The following is a 17,597-nucleotide window of genomic DNA, read 5'->3' as shown; positions in this document are numbered from 1 at the left end:
ACACAAACCTGTCTACAAAAGAGGTTGCAGGGACAACCACAACGGTTCGGATGTGAAGTTGAGTCATTGCTGGCTCCTGGTAACGAAGCGCTGGGCCGGTGCGAGATACCAGACAGCAAGGCCAGGAGCTGGTGTTCGAGGCGAGACTAGGGGCAGGTAGAGCGGAGCGTCAACCGGCCATATCGGGGACGAATGGAGCTTCGTTACACGAAGTTCGTATACCTAATCACCGTTGTGGCGGTACCCGTGCGAGGCGAGTACCAATTGATTGTCAGCGATGATCGAGACCGTCGGCTCGCTGCTTGTGATGACGCACGTTCGCCGCACGTGCCCGGATAGAGTCCAAAGAGGTAGAAGATGGGACCAAGTGCCCTGGTGCCCGGACCGAGGCAGTTCTATCGGGGAGAGACGCCCGAGGTCTTTCTCGTGGCGGGAACTCGTCCGGAGGCCGTGAAAATGGCGCCGGTGGCCGCCGCGATGTTCGCGGGCGGGCGCATCCGGCCGGTCGTCGTGAACTCCGGACAGCACCCCGAGATGGTCGACCAGGCCCTCGAGTCGTTCGGCTTCGCGGCGGACGTCAGGCTCAAGCTGAACCGCGTCACGGGCGGCCAGGCCGAGCTCACCAGCCAGCTGATCGAGGAGCTCGACCGGCTCTTCACCGAACGAGCGCCGGCCGCGGTGCTGGTGCAGGGCGACACGACGACGACCCTCGCGGGCGCGCTCGCCGCCTTCTGGCACCAGATTCCGGTGGTGCACCTGGAGGCCGGGCTGCGCTCGCACGACCTGACCTCGCCGTTCCCCGAGGAGGGGAACCGCAAGATGGTCGGCCAGCTCGCGTCGCTGCACCTCGCGCCGACCGCCGACGCCACCGCGCATCTCGCTGCGGAGTCGTTGCAGGGCAACAACGTCCTGACGATCGGCAACACGGTGGTGGACGCGGTGCTGGACGTGGCGGCCCGGCGCGCGCCCTACACCGACGTACGGCTGCAGGAGATCGAGAACCGGGTCCACGCGGGACAGTCGCGACTCGTGCTGGTCACCACGCACCGGCGCGAGTCCTGGGGTGAGCCGCTCGACCGCGTGCTGCGTGCGGTGGCGGACATCGTCGAGGCCAAGCCGGACGTCGAGATCGTGCTGCCCGCGCACCCGAACCCCGCTGTGCGCCAACAGGTGATGGACGTGCTGGGCGGCATCGGCCACGTCACGATCACCGACCCGTTGCCGTACTCGCAGATGGCCCGGCTGCTCGCGCAGTGCACGCTGGTGCTGTCCGACTCCGGTGGCATCCAGGAGGAGGCGCCGTCGTTCGGCGTCCCGGCGCTGGTGCTGCGGGACGTCACCGAGCGGATGGAGGCCGTCAACGCGGGCTGTGCCGTGCTCGTCGGCACCGACCGCGAACGGATCGTCGACCTCACCGTCCGGTTGCTCGACAACCCGTCCGCGCGCGAGGCGATGACCGCCGAGGGCAACCCGTTCGGCGACGGGCTCGCCTCCGTGCGCACCGAACAGGCATTGGCCTGGCTGCTGGGCCTGCAACAGCAGCGACCCGTTGAGTTCGCTCCTTACGCGGGCAGCGCGACGTTGCGCATGTCCGGAGAGGTTGATGTGGCATGAAGGCCAGACTGGTGAAGGTGGCCGCCGGGGTTCTGCTCGCGGTCTCGATGGTTCCCGCGCCCGCTCAGGCGGCGCCGCTCTCGCTCAGCCTCGACGTCGGCGAGCTGGTCGAGAACGCGCTGCCCGCGCCGCCCAAACCGACGGCCACGCCGTCGACGACGAGCACGCGCATCCAGCAGCGCACGACCCAGCCCGGCGTGATCTCGACGGTGCTGGGCACGCTCGGCCTGTCCGCGACCGCTCAGGCCGCCGCGACCGGCACGAACGGTGGTGGCGCTCCCGGTGCCAAGACCGGCCAGAAGACGTTGGTGCTGTACGACAACACCGGCCCGTGGGCGTGGCTCGGCGAGGCGTACGCGGTGCAGGCGGGCAACCTCGTCTCGCACGGCAGCTCGTACGTCATGCACCCGGTCGGCGCCTACACCGCCGGTGAGATCTCGGGTTACACCGGCGTCGTCTACATCGGATCGACGTACGACGAGCCGATTCCGGTGGCGTTCCTGGACGACGTGCTGGCGACGACCAAGCCGGTGCTGTGGATGGCGCACAACATCTGGCAGCTCACGGCTCGCGCGCCGAACTTCAGCGCGACCTACGGCTGGAACTGGTCCGGCTTCGACTTCGGCGCGGCGACCACGGTCCGGTACGAGAACACGGACCTCGGCCGCAGCTCGCTCGCGACGCCGTCCGGTCTGATGGTCACCTCGATCTCCAACCCGGCGATCGCGTCGGCACCGGCGATCGCGAACGGGTCGGCCATCGGCCCGATCAACTGGGCGACCAAGGCCAAGAACCTGACCTACATCGGCGAGATCCCGTTCAGCTACGTCGACCACGGTGACCGCTACCTGGCCGCCGCCGACCTGATCTCGCGCGTGTCGAACCCGACGATGGCCGACCGCAAGCGCGCGTTGGTGCGCATCGAGGACGTCGGCCCCGACGCCGACCCGAACGAGCTGCGGGCGGTCGCGGACTACCTGTACGCGCAGAAGATCCCGTTCTCCATCGCGGTCTACCCGCGCTTCGAGAACCCGCTCGGCGCGGACAACAACGGCGTGCCCGAAGCGGCGAACCTCTCGCAGCGGCCGCAGGTCGTCAACGCGTTGCGGTACATGACCCAGCGCGGCGGCACGATCCTGATGCACGGTTACACGCACCAGTTCCAGAAGGCCATCAACCCCTACGACGGCCGCAGCGGCAACGACTTCGAGTTCTACATGGCTCACGTGGACGCCAACAACAGCGTCATCTACGACGGCCCGGTCCCCGGTGACTCGGCCTCGTACGCGCAGGGCCGGATCAACTCGTCGACGACGCAGCTCGCGCTGGCCGGTTTCGCGAAGCCGACCATCTTCGAGCCGCCGCACTACGCCGCGTCTGCCGTCGACTACCAGGTCATCCAGCAGAACTTCGGCAAGCGCTACGACCGCGGCCTGTACTTCGGCGGGTACTGCCCCGGTGGCGCGTGCGGCACCGGAACGCCGGACTACGGCAAGATCTACGGCCAGTACTTCCCGTATCTGGTCCGCGACATCTACGGCTCCGTCGTGGCGCCGGAAGCGGTGGGCAACGTCGAGCCCGAGCCGTTCAACAACCACCCCGCCCGCCTGCCGGCCGACCTGGTCAAGACGGCGCAACAGCTCAAGGTGGTCGATGATGGTGTCGCGAGCTTCTTCTACCACCCGTACCTGGGAACCGGGTACCTGCAGCAGACCGTTCAGGGGCTCAAGAGCGCGGGCTACACGTTCGCGTCCGTCGCCACGGTGATGGCCGGCTGATTCTGAAAGAAAGGCCGGGAGATCTCACGGGGTCTCCCGGCCGTCCAGGAGGTTGTCGTGCGCTGGGCTGGTGTGCTGGTGGTCCTGGCTCTGGCCGGGTGTTCCTCTGCCGGCACCGGTTCGGCGCCGCCTGCTACCGATGAGGGTTGGCAGGTCACCGTCTACTACACAGCCGTCGAGTCGTTCCACAGTGGACCGGTCGTGCCCGTGCGGGGTTGTCCGGTCATCGACTGCGAGAACGGCAAGGACCTGCTCGGGAACTTCCCGCAGTCGTTCGCGAAGGCCGTCAAGGACGAAGGTACCGGCCGGACTGTCACTCCCGGCCGGTACCTCAACTGGTCCTACGACAAGGGCTACTGGCTCGACACCGAACCCCGTGACTCGTTCGGAAAGCCTCTTCGCCCCTTCGTCTCAGCTGCCGCCGACGGCTTGAAGACCGGCTCACGGATCAAGCTCGTCTCCTGTGGACAGACGCCGCAGGGCGCGAACGTCGACTCGGCGGTGTGCCAGAAGCTCGCGTCCTCGTCGTGGGAGATCACCGACGAGTTCACCCCCGGACTCGGCGGTGACCGGCACATCGACCTCTACCTGGGCGAGGAAACCGGGCCCAAGTTCACCGAAAGCGCCTGGTACACCACGTTGTCCGAGGCTGTGCTGGAGGTTCACCAGCCGAGCTGAGCCGCCAGCTCACGTGCCTTGGTGAGCGGGTTGCCCGTGCTCTCACCGGGTGCGGGCAGGGGAACGCCGGGACAGCTCAGATCCCTGGTGGGCACCACTCCGTCGACGAGGTAGCTCTCCACGACGTCGCCGACGCAGTTGTTGCCGAACCCGTAGATGGCGTGGTCGCCCTCGTCCTGCACGGTCAGCATCCGCGAGTTCGCGAACTTCCGGTGCGCCCGTTGCGCGCCTTCGAGAGGCGTCGCGGGGTCGCGCACGGACTGCACCATGAGCACCGACGAGACGTCCTTGCCGGTGGGGCGCTTGAGATGCACGTCCGGCCGGTCCCACCACGCGCACGGGCCGGTGATCTGGTAGCCGCCGACGAGGGAGTACTTCTTGACGCTCAGGTTTCCCTCGCGCTCCAACGACTTCCGGTCGCCGCGGAACGGGGTGTCGTTGCACAGGATCGACATCTGCGTGCCCATGATCGAGTCCGGGTACTGCTTGGGTGCCGCCGTCCTGGCCGGCGACGGACCTGCGATCTGAGTCCACAGGACAGTGGTGGGCTCGAAGGAGTCCTTCGAGTAGAGCCCCGTGAAGATCAGGGCGTCGAGCAGGACCGGGGTCACGACGGTGCCGTCCGGCAGGGTGACGGGCTGCTCGACAAGCCTGGCGCGCAACCCTTCGTAGGCTTGGCGCACCTCTTCGGCGGTCTTGCCGAGGTGGTAGACGTTGTCGTACTTCGCCACCCACGGCAGGTAGTCGACGCGGAACCGGCGCTCGGCCCCTGCGGGGAGGTTGTCGAAGACCGTCTGCCACGACTCGGTGAACTCGGTGTTGGAGTCCAGCACGACCTTGTCGAGCGTCTTCGGGAAGTACGTGGCGTAGTAGGCGCCCATCCAGCTGCCGCCGGAGTAGCCGAGCCAGCTGACCTTCTTGCGGCCCAGGATCTGCCGCAGCAGGTCGAGATCGCGCACGGTCTGTTCGGTGGTGATGTAGCGGCCGAACTCGCCGGACTTGGTCTGGCAGAACTTCGCCTGCAGCTCCATGCCCCCGTAGATCAGATCGAGGCCCGCCTTGCTGCGGTCGCGCCAGTCCGTCGCCAGCCGGTGCTGGTAGCCGCCGCACGTAGCGTTGTCGCTGGCACCGGTTCCGCGCACGTCGATGCCGACGATCTCGGCGTTCTCGCTGAGCTTCGGCCGGTTCAGGTAGACCAGCGGCAACGTGCGACCCGCGCCGCCCGGCCCGCCCGGGTTGGTGAAGACGGTGGTCTTCGCCTTGCCGTTCAACGGAACCGTGCGGCTCACCGCGATGGTGATGGTCTTGCCGTTGCGAGGGTTGTTCCAGTCCATCGGTGCGGTGAAGCTGCCGCACTCCAGCCGTTCGAAGGTCGGCAGGTCCGTGCACTTCTGCCAGTTGATCTGTTGCGGTGAGGCCGATGCCTGCGGCACGACGATCATGCTCGCCGCGACGGCCGCCGCGATCGCCCAGGGCGTTCTCATGTCGATCCCCCTTCTGGTGTGCCCCAAGCCCACCAGTTCCGGTGGCCGGGGACATCGCCAGAAGGGGGACGACGTCATGCGACTCTCGGCTTACGCCAAGACGTGCAACGACTCATGACAACTGTCACCAGCCGAGTCGAACCGCCAGCTCACGGGCCTGCTTCAGCACGTTCGCCTGCTGCTCGCCAGGAGCGGGCAGCGGCACGCCGGGGCAGGTGGCGTCGCTCGTCGGGTTCACGCGGTCGACGAGGTAGCGCTCGACGACGTCGTTGACGCAAGGGTTGTCGAACCCGTAGATGCCGTGGTCACCTTCGTCGTTCACGGTCAGCATCTTCGAGCCGGCGAACCGCGCGTGCGCCTTCTGCGCGCCTTCGAGCGGTGTGGCCGGGTCGCGCACCGACTGCACCATCAGCGTCGAGTCCACGCCGATTCCGTTGGGGCGCTTGAGGTTCACGTTCGGCCGGTCCCAGTACGCGCACGGGCCCATGATCTGGAGGTAACCGAGCAACGGCCACTTCGCTCCGTCTTGGACCGCGTCGCGTTCCAGGTACTTCCGGCCGCCCTGGAAAGGCGTGTCGTTGCAGATGATCGAGTACAGCGTGGCGTTCTGGGCGTCCGGGTAGCTCGCCTGCGCCGTCAGCTGCGCGGGCACCGCACCCGCCAGCTCAGCGAACTTCCGCGCGGTGGAGTCGAAGGCGTACTTGCTGTACTGCCCTTGAGCCAGCAGAAGATCCAGCGTGAAGGGGTAGTACGTGCCTTCGGGCAGGGTGACGGGCTGCTGCGCGAGCTTCGCGCGAGTCCGTTCATAGGCCTGCCGCACTTCCTCCCCGGTCTTGCCGAGGTGGTAGACGTTGTCGTACTTGGCGACCCACGGCGCGAAGTCGACGCGAAACCGTCGCTCGAAGCCGAGTCCGAAGTCGCCGAACACGTCCTGCCACGGCGCGGTGAACTGGGTGTTGGAGTCGAGCACGACCTTGTCGAGCGTCTTCGGGAAGTAGGTCGCGTAGTAGGCGCCCATCCAGCTGCCGCCGGAGTAGCCGAGCCAGTCGACCTTCTTGCGGCCCAGCACCTGTCGCAGCAGGTCCAGGTCCTTCACGGTCTGGTCGGTGGTGATGTAGCGGCCGAGCTCGCCGGACTTGGTCTGGCAGAACTTCGCCTGCAGCTCCATGCCGCCGTACAAGAGATCCAGGTTGGCCTTGCTGCGGTCGCGCGGGTCCGTCGAGCCGAGCGTGTCGAACATGCCGCACGTGACGTTGCTGCTGGCACCGGTTCCGCGCACGTCGATGCCGATGATCTCGGCGTTCTCGCTGAGCTTCGGCCGGTTCAGGTAGACCAGCGGCAACGTGCGGCCCTCACCGCCCGGCCCGCCAGGGTTGGTGAAGACGGTGGTCTTCGCCTTGCCGTTCAACGGAACCGTGCGACTGACCGCGATGGTGATGGTCTTGCCGTTGTTCGGGTGGTTCCAGTCCATCGGAGCCGTGAACCGGCCGCACTGCAACCGTTCGAAGCCTGGCTCGTCGGTGCATTGCTGCCAGGTGATCTGCTGGGTGGTGAACGTGCTCGCCTGAGCTTGGGGTGCGATCACGAGCGATGTTGCCGTCGCGACGGCCAGAGCCGCCGCAATCTTCTTGCGGTGCATCGGTTTCCCCTCCTACCAACCGAGCTGGGTGGCGAACTGGTGTGCCGTCGCGAGCGAGTTGCCCGCCGTCCCGCCGGGTGCGGGCAGCGGAACTCCCGGGCACGTCAGGTCTTTCGCGGGCGTGACGCCGTCGACGAGGTAGCTCTCGACGATGTCGTCGACGCACTTGTTGCCGAAGCCGTAGATGCCGTGGTCACCCTCGTCCTCGACGGTGAGCAGCCGCGAGTTCCTGAAGTTGCGGTGCGCCTTCTGCGCGCCCTCGAGCGGCGTCGCCGGGTCGCGCACCGACTGCACCATCAGCGTGGAGTCCACGCCGATTCCGTTGGGGTGCTTGAGGGTCACGTTCGGCCGGTCCCAGAACGCGCACGGGCCCATGACCTGGTAGTAGCCGCCGAGCGGCCACTTGGCGCCGTCCTTCGCGCCGTCCCGTTCGAGGTACCTGCGGTCGCCCTTGAACGGCGTGTCGTTGCAGACGATCGAGTACGCCGTGGCGTTCTGCGCGTCCGGGTAGCTCGCCTGCGCCTTCAGCTGCGGCCCGGCCGTGCCCGCGAGCTCGGCGAAGACCTGCGCGCCGACCTCGAAGTACTTCTTGCTGTAGACGGCACCGCGCAGGAACCCGTCGAGCGTCTGCGGGTAGTAGGTGCCTTCCGGTCGCGTCACGGGCTGCTCGGCGAGCTTGGCGCGGGTGCGCTCGTAGGACTGCCGGACCTCTTCCGCTGTCTCGCCGAGGTGGTAGACGTTGTCGTACTTCGCCACCCACGGCAGGAAGTCGACGCGGAACCGGCGCTCGAAGCCCATGCCCCAGTCGTCGAAGATCGGCTGCCACGGCCCGGTGAACTCGACGTTGGAGTCGAGCACGATCTTGTCGAGCGTCTTCGGGAAGTACGTGGCGTAGTAGGCGCCCATCCAGCTGCCGCCCGAGTAGCCGATCCAGCTGACCTTGGGCTTGCGCAGGATCTGCCGCAGCAGGTCGAGGTCCTTCACGGTCCGGTCGGTGGTGACGTACCTGCCGAACTCGCCGGACTTCGTCTGGCAGAACTTGGCCTGCAGCTCGAACGCGCCGTAGAGCAGGTCGAGGTTGGCCTTGCTGCGGTCGCGCGGGTCGGTGATGGTGTCGCCGTTGAAGTTGCCGCAGGTGACGTTGCTGCTGGCGCCGGTTCCGCGCACGTCGATGCCGATGATCTCGGCGTTCTCGCTGAGCTTCGGCCGGTCGAGGTAGACCAGCGGCAACGTGCGGCCCTCACCGCCGGGTCCGCCTGGGTTGGTGAAGACGGTCGACTTCGCCGTGCCGTTCTTGGGCTTGAGCCTGCTCACCGCGATGGTGATGGTCTTGCCGTTGCCGACGTTGTTCCAGTCCATCGGTGCGGTGAAGCTGCCGCACTCCAGCCGTTCGGCGCCCGGCGGAAGTCCTGGTGGTGGCGTGTCGAAGCACTTCTGCCACTGGATTTCCTGAGTGCTCGCCTGCGCTTGTGGCGCCACGAAAAGCGATGTTGCGGTGACGACGGCCAGTGCCGCCGCGACCTTGCTGCGATGCAACGGAGTTCCCCCTCCATGTTCCAGTGCTCCTAGCTCATCGCTTTCAGGAGCGCCGGACATCCACCGGAGGGTGTTCGGCGGGTACGACTCTGGTCGTACGCCAACCCGGGCAAATGCCCCGAACGGACGAAGGGCCGCCCCCGAGAGGACGGCCCTTCGTCGACGTGCGAAACGTCAGCAGGACTGCTTGTAGAAGTACTTCGAGTTGGCGTCCGCGTCCGCCTTGGTGATGGCGACGAGGTCCGTCTCGATGTTGCGCTTGTTCGTCTTGCCGTCGATCGCGGCCAGGGCCTGCTCGACGCCCTGCTTCCCGATCGTGCCGGGGTCCTGCGCGATCAGGGCCTGCACCGTGCCCGCCTGCAGGTCCTTGACCTGGTTGGGCGAGGCGTCGAAGCCGACCAGGTTCACCGTGCCGGTCTTGCCCGCGTTGCGCAGACCGGTCGCCGCACCCTCACCGGTGTTGAGGTTGGTGGCGAACACACCGATCAGGTCCGGGTTCGCGGCCAGCGTCGCGGTGACCTTCGAGGCCGCGGTGGCGGGCTCGTTGTCGGTGTACTGCTGCCCGATGTACTTGAGGTTCGGGTACTTCTTGATCTCGTCCTCGAAGCCCTTGGCGCGGGCGTCGGTGGTGGACGTGCCGGCCTTGGTGTTCAGCACCAGCACCGAACCGGACTTGCCGGCCGCCAGCTTGTTGATCGTCTCGGCGGCGAGCTTGCCGCCCTGCTCGTTGTTGGACGAGATGCTGGACGCGGCGATCGAGGTGTCCTGCAGCTTGGTGTCGACCTCGATGACCTTGATGCCGGCGTCCTTGAGCTGCTTCATCGGACCGGCCATGGCCTTGTCGTCGGTCGGCGCGATCAGCACCGCCGCGGGCTTCGAGGCCAGCACGCCCGTGACGATCGGGGTCTGCTGCGCCGCGTCGAACTTGGCGGGGGCCTGGGTGTCGAACTCGTAGCCCGCCGCCTTGGCCGCCTCCTGGAACCCGCACTGCATCGAGATGTAGAACGGTTCCGCGGTGATGCCGGGAATCAGCACCAGCTTCTTGTTCGCGGCAGAGTTGCCCGAACCCGAGTCACCAATCTGCCCGCCTCCGCCACACGCGGCGAGCAGGAAAGCGGCTGAGACAGCCACTGCGGAGCGGATCTTCATTGGTCCAGCACCTTTCCCTAACGTTGGTTGCGCGCCCGCCGCCGTGTCTGGTCCAGCCACACGGCGGCCACCAGCACGATCGCGACGGCGATCGGCTGCCAGAACTCCTTGACCCCGATGATCACGAGGCCCTTCTCCAACACCGCCGGGATGAACACGCCGAAGACCGTGCCCAGCACCGAACCCATGCCGCCGAAGATGCTGGTACCACCCAGGACGACGGCGGCGATCGCGTTCAGGTTGTCCGTCTCGTGGCCGGTGACGACCGCGACCCGGAAGAACGCGTTGCCCATGAAACCCGCGAGGCCCGCCAGGGTGCCCGCGAGCAGGTACACCTTCGTGAGGTGGTTGCGCACCGAGATGCCGACGCGTCGTGCCGCCTCCTCGTTCGAACCGACCGCGTACGTATAGCGGCCGAAACGGGTGGTGGACAAGAGAAGCGCGCCGAGTGCCGTGACGACCGCGGCCACGATCACGATGTTCGGGATGCCGAACCACGTGCCGGAGCCGAAGGTCGTGTTCAGCTTGTCCGGGATGCCGGACACGTTGGAACCGTTGTTCAGCAACAAAGCAGCGCCTTGCGCCGCGCCGAAGGAACCCAGTGTCACGATCAACGGCGGGATCTTCGCACGCGAGATCAGCAGGCCGTTGAGCAGACCCCACGCGGCGCCGCTGACCATCGCGACCAGCAGGCCGTAGGCGATGACGCCCCAGCCCGCGTTCGTCGCGTCGCCACCGGAGATCTTGTTCATCGCCAGTGCGGAGAGGACGGACGAGAACACCAGCACCGAACCGACGGACAGGTCGATGCCGGACGTGATGATCACGAACGTCATGCCGACCGCGAGCACCAGCAGCACAGCGGTTTCCGCGAGCAGGAACTGCAGGGTGGTCACCTGGAACACCGCGTCCGGGCGGATCGCGCCGAACACCGCCACCAGAACCAGCAGCACCAAGCCGATCCACAGGGTGTTTGCGCCTGTCAGGCGCTTGAGGAGCGGGGTGCGCTGCTCGTCTTCCAAATTAGACAACGTTGTCTCTTTGGTGGTCATCTTTACGCCGCGTCCTCTTGAGACAGTGCGCCGGTCATCGCACCGACGAGTTCTTCAACGGTCGTGTCGGCGGCTTTGAAACGGGCCACGCGACGGCCGAGGCGCAGGACCTCGACCCGGTCGGACACGGACAGCACCTCGGGCATGTTGTGCGAGATCAGCACCACGGCGATGCCCTCGTCGCGCACGCGCTTGATCACATCCAGCACGCGTTCCCGTTGCACCACACCGAGTGCGGCGGTCGGTTCGTCCATGAAGACGAGCTTCGACGCCCACGCCACCGATCGCGCGACGGCGACCGACTGGCGCTGGCCACCGGACAGCGCCGCGATCGGCACGTCGATGCTCTGCAGCGTCGCGCCGAACCGGCCGAAGTGCTCGGCAGCCTGCCTGCGCATCGCCTTCTTGTCCAGCACTCCCAGCCAGCCGAGCGGGCCGGGCTTGAGGATCTCCCTGCCCAGGAACATGTTCGCGGCAGGGTCGAGGTCCGGCGCGACCGCGAGGTCCTGGAACACCGTCTCGATGCCGCGGTCGCGGGCGTCGTTGGGGGAGTGCAGGGTGAGGGGTCTGCCGTCGAACAGCAGGGTTCCGCTGGTCGGCTGCTCCACCCCGGACAGGCACTTCACCAGGGTGGACTTCCCCGCGCCGTTGTCGCCGATGAGCGACACGACCTCGCCGGGGTAGGCGGTGAACGAGGCACCGCGGAGTGCTTCCACGGTGCCGTAGTTCTTCGTGAGATCACGAGCCTCCAGCAACGGCTGGCTCATGGGGATACATCCTCTGCTGTGGACAACACGGGCGGTCGGCAGCGGATCGCCACCAGGTCGCCGGACAGTCCGAGCTCGCCTGCCGCGTGCGGCACGACGACGGTGCTGCCCTTGCGGACCTCCAGCTCACCGAGCTGGCCTGACCCCTCCAGCACGACCAGCACGGCGAACGACGGCTCCAGTGCGAAGGAGCCCTCCACGTGCAGGCGGTCGGCCTGGAAGAACGGGTCGGCGTCGTGGCCGAGGAGATCGACCGACGGCGCCCACTTCTCGGACGTCTGGCGCACGAGCTTGTCGAGCTGACCGGCCCAGCCGCGGCGGTCGACGCAGTCCAGCGCCACGTCGTAGCCGAGGCCGAGGTGGCCGATGTCGGCGTTGGCGAGGAAGTCCTTCCACTCCAACGTGACCGAGAAGTCGGTGGGCTGCTGCAGTTCGACGATGAAGACGCCCTCGCCGATCGCGTGCGGCACGCCGGCGGGCACGTAGACCGTGTCGCCGGGGCGGACGCAGACCGGGTTCAGCGAGTCGAGCATCGCCTTGGTGTTCTGCGTGGCGACCCAGTCGGCTATCACGTCCGCCGGCACGTCGTCGCGGAATCCGATGTAGACGGTCGGGTCGCTGCCGGTCGTGCCGACGACGATCCACGCCTCCGTCTTGCCGTGACGGCAGTTCAGGTGCTCGGACGCGAAGGCGTTAGACGGGTGGCAGTGCACGGGCAGGCGCTGGCCCGCGTCGAGCAGCTTCACCAGCAACGCCGTGTCCGCGCCGAACTCGGCCACGTGGTCCTGGCCGAGCCAGCCGACGGGGTCCGCCTGGACGGCGTCGCGCAGGAGCACGCCGTTTGGCAACGTTGTCAACCCGGCGTCGCTGCGCCCGTACAGCGTCGTCGTCGAGGCCACCCAGTCCTCGGGCCCGAAGTCGCCGCTCGTCCCTCCGCGCAACGCGGCGATCGCCTCGCCGCCGCGGTAGAACTGCTTCGGCTGGTTGGCCGGCAGGTTGACAGGCTGGTGGAGCACACCAGAACTCACGCGTGGACCTCCCCGGATCCTCGTGGCACCAAGCGCACCGGCAGCACGACGCGGCGCGGTGGTGAGTTGTCGCCGTCCAGTCGGGCGAACAACAAATCGGTGGCCGCCTTGCCGAGCGCGCTCGCGTCGTGCGCGATCACGGTCACCGGCGGCGACAACAGGTCGGCGAGCTCGAAGTCGTCGAAGCCCACCAGAGCGGGCCGTTCCGCGACTCCCGCGAGCGCGCGCAGGATGTGCACGGTGATGCGGTTGTTGCCGGCCACGATCGCCGTAGCGGGCTCCCTGGCGGTTTGCAGCCGCTGCAACGTCGTCAGCACGCTGCCCTCGTCGTGCGGCCCCATCGCCACGAGCTCCTCGTGGTAGCCGATGCCCGCCCTGACGCAGCCCTCGCGGTAGCCCCTGAGGCGCTCGTTGGCCGTGAAGATGTCCGGCGCGTCCCCGAGGAACGCGATGCGGCGATGCCCATGTGCAGCCAGATGGGTGACGGCCTCGACCGTGCCACCGATGTTGTCCACCAGCACGGTGTCCGCCACGACGTCGCCAGCCGGCCGGTCCAGGAACACCACGGGCGTGCCCGCGCGCATCTCCGGCACCAGATAGCTGTGCTGCAGGCCCGCGGGCACGATGAGCAGCCCGTCGACCCGGCGGCTGCAGAACTCCAGCGCCAGCTCGCGTTCCCTGCCCGGATCCTCGTCGGACGACCCGGAGATCACCTGACGGCCGCGCAAACGGGCGATTTCCTCGACAGCGCGCGTCACGCCGGAGTAGAACGGGTTGCCGACGTCCTCCAGCACCAGCCCGATCGTGCCGGTGGACGAGCCTCGGCGCAGGTTGCGGGCACTCAGGTTCCGGCGGAACCCGAGCTGGTCGATGGCCGCCAGCACGCGCTCGGCGGTGGACGGGTGCACACCTGGCTCGTCGTTGACCACGCGCGAGACGGTCTTGATGCTCACGCCCGCGAGCCGCGCGACGTCGTTCATCGTCGCGCGACGTACCTTGCGCTGACCGGCTACCGGGCCGCTGGGGGACAACGTTGTCATAGTGGGCGTATCTCACCCCGGCTTTACGCGCTTGTCAACCGTTCCGGAACCGGTCAAGCGGCCATTCATTTTCTCACTTGGTGTCCTGAACAGGACAGGTGGCTGCGCCGGTATTGACGGTGGCCGTGTGCGCTCCGCAAGGATCTGGTGACAGACAGCGTTGTCAGCCAGAGGGGAGATCAGCCATGCGTGACCTGCCACGCCGAAGCGTTCTCAGCCTCCTCGGAGCCGCCGGGCTTGCCGGCGTGCCCGGTGTTGCTGCCGCTCAACCATCCCCGTCCGCGCCACCGCCTTCTGCTGCGGTTGGTCCGGTTCCTTCCGTTGGTGCCACTGCACTCGCGCCGCCTCCCGGTGGCTGGCGCGCGGTGGCCGAGGACGTGCGCTCCGAAGTGCGCTGGGCCTGGCGGTCCTATGTGGACCGTGCGTTCGGGCACGACCAGATCAAGCCGGTCTCGGGCGGCTACGAGGAGTTCTTCGTTCCCGGCCACCCGATGGGCCTGACCGTGGTCGAAGCCCTGGACACCTTGTGGCTCATGGAACTCGACGCCGAGTTCGCCGAGGGCGTCCGCTGGGTCAAGTCCCATCTGTCGTTCGACGTCGACGCGTCGTTCCAGGTCTTCGAGACCAACATCCGCATGCTGGGCGGCCTGCTCTCCGCCTACCACGTGAGCGGCGACTCGGCTTTGCTGGCTCTGGCCCGCGACCTCGGCGACCGGTTGCTGGTCGCCTTCACGAAGTCGCCGACCGGAATCCCTTACCGCTACGTGAACCTGCGCACGGGCGCGGTGTCGTCGCCGGAGACGAACCTGGCCGAGACCGGCACCTACATCACGGAGTTCGGCTCGTTGTCGCGGTGGACTCGTGACCCCAAGTACTACAACGCGGCCAAGAAGGCCTTCAAGTACACCTTCGACCGTCGCACGTCCTTGGGCCTGCTGCCGTGGGATGTGCACGCCGAGACTGGTGCTTGGCGGAACCGGGTGGCCACCATCGGCCCGCCCGCCGACTCCTACTACGAATACCTGTGGGACGGCTGGCACCTGTTCGGCGACCGCGACCTCAAGGCGTGGTGGGACGTGCTTGTGCGCGCGATCCTGCGCTACCAGACCGACGTGGTCTCCGGCCGCCTCTGGTTCGCCCAGGTCGACGCCTTCACCGGCCAGCGTTCCTCGCGGACCCAGAGCGAGCTGGCGGCGTTCTTCGGCGGCCTGCTGGCCGAGAGCGGTGACGTCGCGCGTGGTCGCTCGTACCACGACTCGTGGACCGCGGTTCAGGACCGCTACGGCGTGCTGCCCGAGGGCATCAACTACACGTCGCTGCGACCGACCTCCGTCGGCAACCAACTGCGTCCCGAGTACGCGGACGGCGCCTTCTTCTTGTGGCTGGCCACGCGCGACGAGATCTACCGCGAGCGCGCGTACCGCCACTACCAGGAGATGAAGCGCACCTCGCGCACCAACTACGGCTACACGATCCTGCGGGACGTGACTTCCGGTGCTCAGGGCGACTTCTGCCCTGGCTACTGGTGGTCGGAGCAGCTCAAGTACTACTGGCTGATCTTCGGCGACGCGCGCCGGTTCGACTACACCAACCACTACCTCTCGACCGAGGGCAACATCTTCCTGGGGGCGCGGAGGTAGTCGCTTTGGCTCCGGGTCTGAGCGCCGTAACTTGGCGGCGGCGGCGCTCAGCCCGGTCTTCACCTGGGTCGGGGTGCCTGTGCGGCGGCGGTGGCACCCCGGCTCAGCCCTTTGCGGTTGTGCGGGTCGGTTTGGGGTGGCTGGTGGCGGTTCCAGCGGGGTTGGTCGCGTGCCGTGCGTCGTCTCACCTTGCGTAGGTGGGCGCGCGGGCAACCTGACGGGCTTTGGTTTCGTCATCGCCGCTGGCGCGTCGATTGCGATTGGGGCTTGACTTCGGGTCCCTTGCGAGGCGCTTTGTCGGGCGGAAAAGGTCGGATGCTTCGCACCCGCCCGATCCGAAAAGGGTAGCACCTCGCACCCAAAGTCAAGCCCCAATCGCTTTGCAGCGTGGGCACGTTGGCACCGAACGCGCGAGTTATTACCGGTACCTCTCGTTGTTTGCCCGCATTCGGCTCGGCTTCGCCATCGCCGCTTGCCTTCGGCTTCGCGGGAGGTGTTTGTTTGGGTGGTTCACACGATGGTGTTCTGTTTTTAGTGTTATCTGGTCGTGATCTTGCGGTAGAGTCGAACGTGTGAGCGATCCCCGGCTTTCTTCCTCCGACGAGCTCTTGCAGGGCATCGCCGATGATGTGAAGGAAATGCGGGTGCGCGAGAACTCGGCGATGCGGAAGATCGCCGAGTTGGAGCGGCGTGGGGCTGCGGCCGAGTTCGGTTACAAGAAGTTGGCGCAGGTGCTGCGGGACGCGGTGCGCTGGGACATTAACGTCGCCGGGCAGTGGGTGGCGAATTCCGGGTTGTTGAGCAGCGAGATCACTCCGACCGGCAGTGAGCTGGCCCCGGAGCTTCCGTTGACCGCCGAGGCGGCAGCCGAGGGCGAGTTGTCGATCGCGCATGTCGTGGAGATCGCCAAGGCGATGAAGAAGCTGCCCGCCGAGCACGAGGCCACGGTGGTGGACTACGCGAGGCAGTTCGAGCCCGCCACGGTCCGCAAGTTGGGCGCCAGGCTCGCCTATTCGCTTCACCAGGACGACCCGGAGCCCGCCGAGCCGAAGCCGGAGCGTCTGGTCAACCGGCACTACAGCCGCCGACGCAAAGACGGCTACCTGGAGGTCAAGGCGCTGCTGGACACGGCGACCGGCGCGGCCTACGAGGCCGCCCTGGCCTCGCTGGCCAAGCCCCGCCCGGACACCGGCGAAGGCCCGGACCAGCGTGACCGCTCCGAACGCGAGGGCGAGGCCTTCGCCGAGCTGGTCAACCTGATGGTCCGCGCCGACCAGCTGCCCGAGCACGGCGGCGAGCCAGTCACCCTCACGCTCACGATGAGCTACGACGACCTGGCCAACCAGACCGGCCAGGCCCTGCTGGACAACGGTGAGCGGATCCCGGCCGACCAGGTCCGCCAGCTCGCCTGCAATGCGGGTGTGATCCCGCTGATCCTGGGCGGCCAGTCCCAGCCGATGGACATCGGCCGCAAGACCCGGACCTTCCCGGCGGGAATCCGCCGAATCCTCGTCGCCAGAGACCGAGGCTGCGCCTTCCCGGGCTGTTCGAGACCGCCAAGACACTGCGATGCCCACCACATCCAGTACTGGGCCAACGGTGGTGACACCTCCGTCGACAACGCGGTCTTGCTCTGCCGCCATCACCACACGCTGATCCACCAAAGCGAGTGGGAAGTGAAACTCGTCCACGGCATACCGACGTTCTATCCACCGCCATGGCTGGACCCAGAACGAAAACCCAGACGCAACCAGTTCCACACCGCTGTCTGAACCGTCAGGCGAGCGGCAACTGCAGGCCGGGCTAGTGCGAGCCGGGTCATTGGGGGGGGGCTATTGCGAGCCGGTCTTTGGGGCTGGACTGTTGGAGGTCGGGCTATTGGGAGCCGGGTGATTGGGAGCCGGGTGATTGGGAGCCCGGTGATTGGGAGTCGGTGGATTGAGGGTCGGGTGATTGGGATCGGGCCGTCGCGGGGCGGGCCGCTGGGGGCTGGGCTATTGAGCGTCGGGCCATTGCGAGGCGGGCTATTGGGAGGGCGTTGCGTGGCGGGCCATTGGGAGCCTGGCGATTGTCGGCTGCCCTCGTTGTGCGCCGAGTCGTTGTGCGCCGAGCCGGGAGCCAGCCACGAGCGGACAACGTCCCGCGCGGCACGCGCGGCCATCCCGCAAAGCCGAAGGCAAGCGGCGATGGCG

Annotated in this window: 13 protein-coding genes; 5 read left to right on the top strand and 8 right to left on the bottom strand. The window is 67.3% G+C overall.

From position 1 onward, the window contains the following. Window positions 1–357 precede the first annotated feature (357 nt). Genes wecB through AB0M24_RS45855 form a run of 3 tightly spaced genes read left to right on the top strand, consistent with a single transcriptional unit; the run spans window position 358 to window position 4,070 of the window. A complete protein-coding gene (wecB, locus tag AB0M24_RS45865; RefSeq protein WP_363781169.1) occupies window positions 358–1,614 on the top strand; it encodes a UDP-N-acetylglucosamine 2-epimerase (non-hydrolyzing) in 1,257 nt (418 codons plus the stop codon). After that, window positions 1,611–3,392 (top strand): polysaccharide deacetylase family protein, encoded by a 1,782-nt coding sequence (locus AB0M24_RS45860; protein ID WP_363781167.1) that lies wholly within the window; start codon window positions 1,611–1,613, stop codon window positions 3,390–3,392. Before wecB ends, AB0M24_RS45860 begins: the two co-directional genes overlap by 4 nt. Window positions 3,393–3,449: 57 nt before the next feature. After that, window positions 3,450–4,070 (top strand): hypothetical protein, encoded by a 621-nt coding sequence (locus AB0M24_RS45855; RefSeq protein ID WP_363781165.1) that lies wholly within the window; start codon window positions 3,450–3,452, stop codon window positions 4,068–4,070. Here AB0M24_RS45855 and AB0M24_RS45850 read toward each other — a convergent pair. The 8 genes from AB0M24_RS45850 to AB0M24_RS45815 all read right to left on the bottom strand — a co-directional run bounded on the left by AB0M24_RS45850 (window position 4,055) and on the right by AB0M24_RS45815 (window position 13,705). After that, complete coding sequence (locus AB0M24_RS45850; protein ID WP_363781163.1) at window positions 4,055–5,554, bottom strand: alpha/beta hydrolase; 1,500 nt, start codon at window positions 5,552–5,554, stop codon at window positions 4,055–4,057. The two genes, AB0M24_RS45855 and AB0M24_RS45850, sit on opposite strands and share 16 nt — an antisense overlap. A gap of 124 nt (window positions 5,555–5,678) precedes the next feature. Next, window positions 5,679–7,193, bottom strand: a complete 1,515-nt coding sequence (locus tag AB0M24_RS45845; protein ID WP_363781161.1) for an alpha/beta hydrolase — start codon at window positions 7,191–7,193, stop codon at window positions 5,679–5,681. Between the two features lie 12 nt (window positions 7,194–7,205). Beyond that, the gene (locus AB0M24_RS45840) at window positions 7,206–8,729 is read right to left on the bottom strand and encodes an alpha/beta hydrolase (protein ID WP_363781159.1); all 1,524 of its coding nucleotides are present in this window, start codon (window positions 8,727–8,729) and stop codon (window positions 7,206–7,208) included. A 174-nt stretch (window positions 8,730–8,903) separates the two neighbouring features. Beyond that, window positions 8,904–9,878: an ABC transporter substrate-binding protein gene (locus AB0M24_RS45835; protein ID WP_363781157.1), complete on the bottom strand. Its 975-nt coding sequence runs from the start codon at window positions 9,876–9,878 to the stop codon at window positions 8,904–8,906. Window positions 9,879–9,895: 17 nt separating this feature from the next. Continuing rightward, window positions 9,896–10,930 (bottom strand): ABC transporter permease, encoded by a 1,035-nt coding sequence (locus AB0M24_RS45830; RefSeq protein WP_363781155.1) that lies wholly within the window; start codon window positions 10,928–10,930, stop codon window positions 9,896–9,898. Window positions 10,931–10,932: 2 nt separating this feature from the next. Further along, entirely contained in the window at window positions 10,933–11,697 is a 765-nt protein-coding gene (locus AB0M24_RS45825; RefSeq protein ID WP_363781153.1) for an ATP-binding cassette domain-containing protein, read from the bottom strand. Continuing rightward, window positions 11,694–12,725 (bottom strand): class I mannose-6-phosphate isomerase, encoded by a 1,032-nt coding sequence (locus tag AB0M24_RS45820; protein WP_363781151.1) that lies wholly within the window; start codon window positions 12,723–12,725, stop codon window positions 11,694–11,696. Before AB0M24_RS45820 ends, AB0M24_RS45825 begins: the two co-directional genes overlap by 4 nt. After that, window positions 12,722–13,705 carry a LacI family DNA-binding transcriptional regulator gene (locus AB0M24_RS45815; RefSeq protein WP_363781207.1) on the bottom strand — a complete coding sequence of 328 codons (984 nt, stop codon included), beginning with the start codon at window positions 13,703–13,705 and terminating at the stop codon, window positions 12,722–12,724. Before AB0M24_RS45815 ends, AB0M24_RS45820 begins: the two co-directional genes overlap by 4 nt. A 245-nt stretch (window positions 13,706–13,950) precedes the next feature. On the opposite strand from AB0M24_RS45815, the gene AB0M24_RS45810 reads away from it, so the two are divergent. Both AB0M24_RS45810 and AB0M24_RS45805 read left to right on the top strand, forming a co-directional pair. Further along, window positions 13,951–15,405 carry a glycoside hydrolase family 47 protein gene (locus AB0M24_RS45810; RefSeq protein WP_363781149.1) on the top strand — a complete coding sequence of 485 codons (1,455 nt, stop codon included), beginning with the start codon at window positions 13,951–13,953 and terminating at the stop codon, window positions 15,403–15,405. 572 nt (window positions 15,406–15,977) lie between these two features. Beyond that, window positions 15,978–17,177, top strand: a complete 1,200-nt coding sequence (locus tag AB0M24_RS45805) for a DUF222 domain-containing protein (RefSeq protein WP_363781147.1) — start codon at window positions 15,978–15,980, stop codon at window positions 17,175–17,177. Window positions 17,178–17,597 lie beyond the last annotated feature (420 nt).

Source organism: Lentzea sp. NPDC051838 (assembly GCF_040681245.1).
Lineage (GTDB): Bacteria > Actinomycetota > Actinomycetes > Mycobacteriales > Pseudonocardiaceae > Lentzea.
Note: the sequence above shows the minus strand (reverse complement) of the source record. Positions and strands in the feature narration are given on the sequence as shown.

Coding starts and splice junctions, on each gene's coding strand:
- AB0M24_RS45860 (WP_363781167.1), top strand. CDS start 1,611: ATGAAGGCCAGACTGGTGAAGGTGGCCGCCGGGGTTCTGCTCGCGGTC.
- AB0M24_RS45850 (WP_363781163.1), bottom strand. CDS start 5,554: ATGAGAACGCCCTGGGCGATCGCGGCGGCCGTCGCGGCGAGCATGATC.
- AB0M24_RS45810 (WP_363781149.1), top strand. CDS start 13,951: ATGCGTGACCTGCCACGCCGAAGCGTTCTCAGCCTCCTCGGAGCCGCC.
- AB0M24_RS45835 (WP_363781157.1), bottom strand. CDS start 9,878: ATGAAGATCCGCTCCGCAGTGGCTGTCTCAGCCGCTTTCCTGCTCGCC.
- AB0M24_RS45845 (WP_363781161.1), bottom strand. CDS start 7,193: ATGCACCGCAAGAAGATTGCGGCGGCTCTGGCCGTCGCGACGGCAACA.
- AB0M24_RS45815 (WP_363781207.1), bottom strand. CDS start 13,705: ATGAACGACGTCGCGCGGCTCGCGGGCGTGAGCATCAAGACCGTCTCG.
- AB0M24_RS45825 (WP_363781153.1), bottom strand. CDS start 11,697: ATGAGCCAGCCGTTGCTGGAGGCTCGTGATCTCACGAAGAACTACGGC.
- wecB (WP_363781169.1), top strand. CDS start 358: ATGGGACCAAGTGCCCTGGTGCCCGGACCGAGGCAGTTCTATCGGGGA.
- AB0M24_RS45830 (WP_363781155.1), bottom strand. CDS start 10,930: ATGACCACCAAAGAGACAACGTTGTCTAATTTGGAAGACGAGCAGCGC.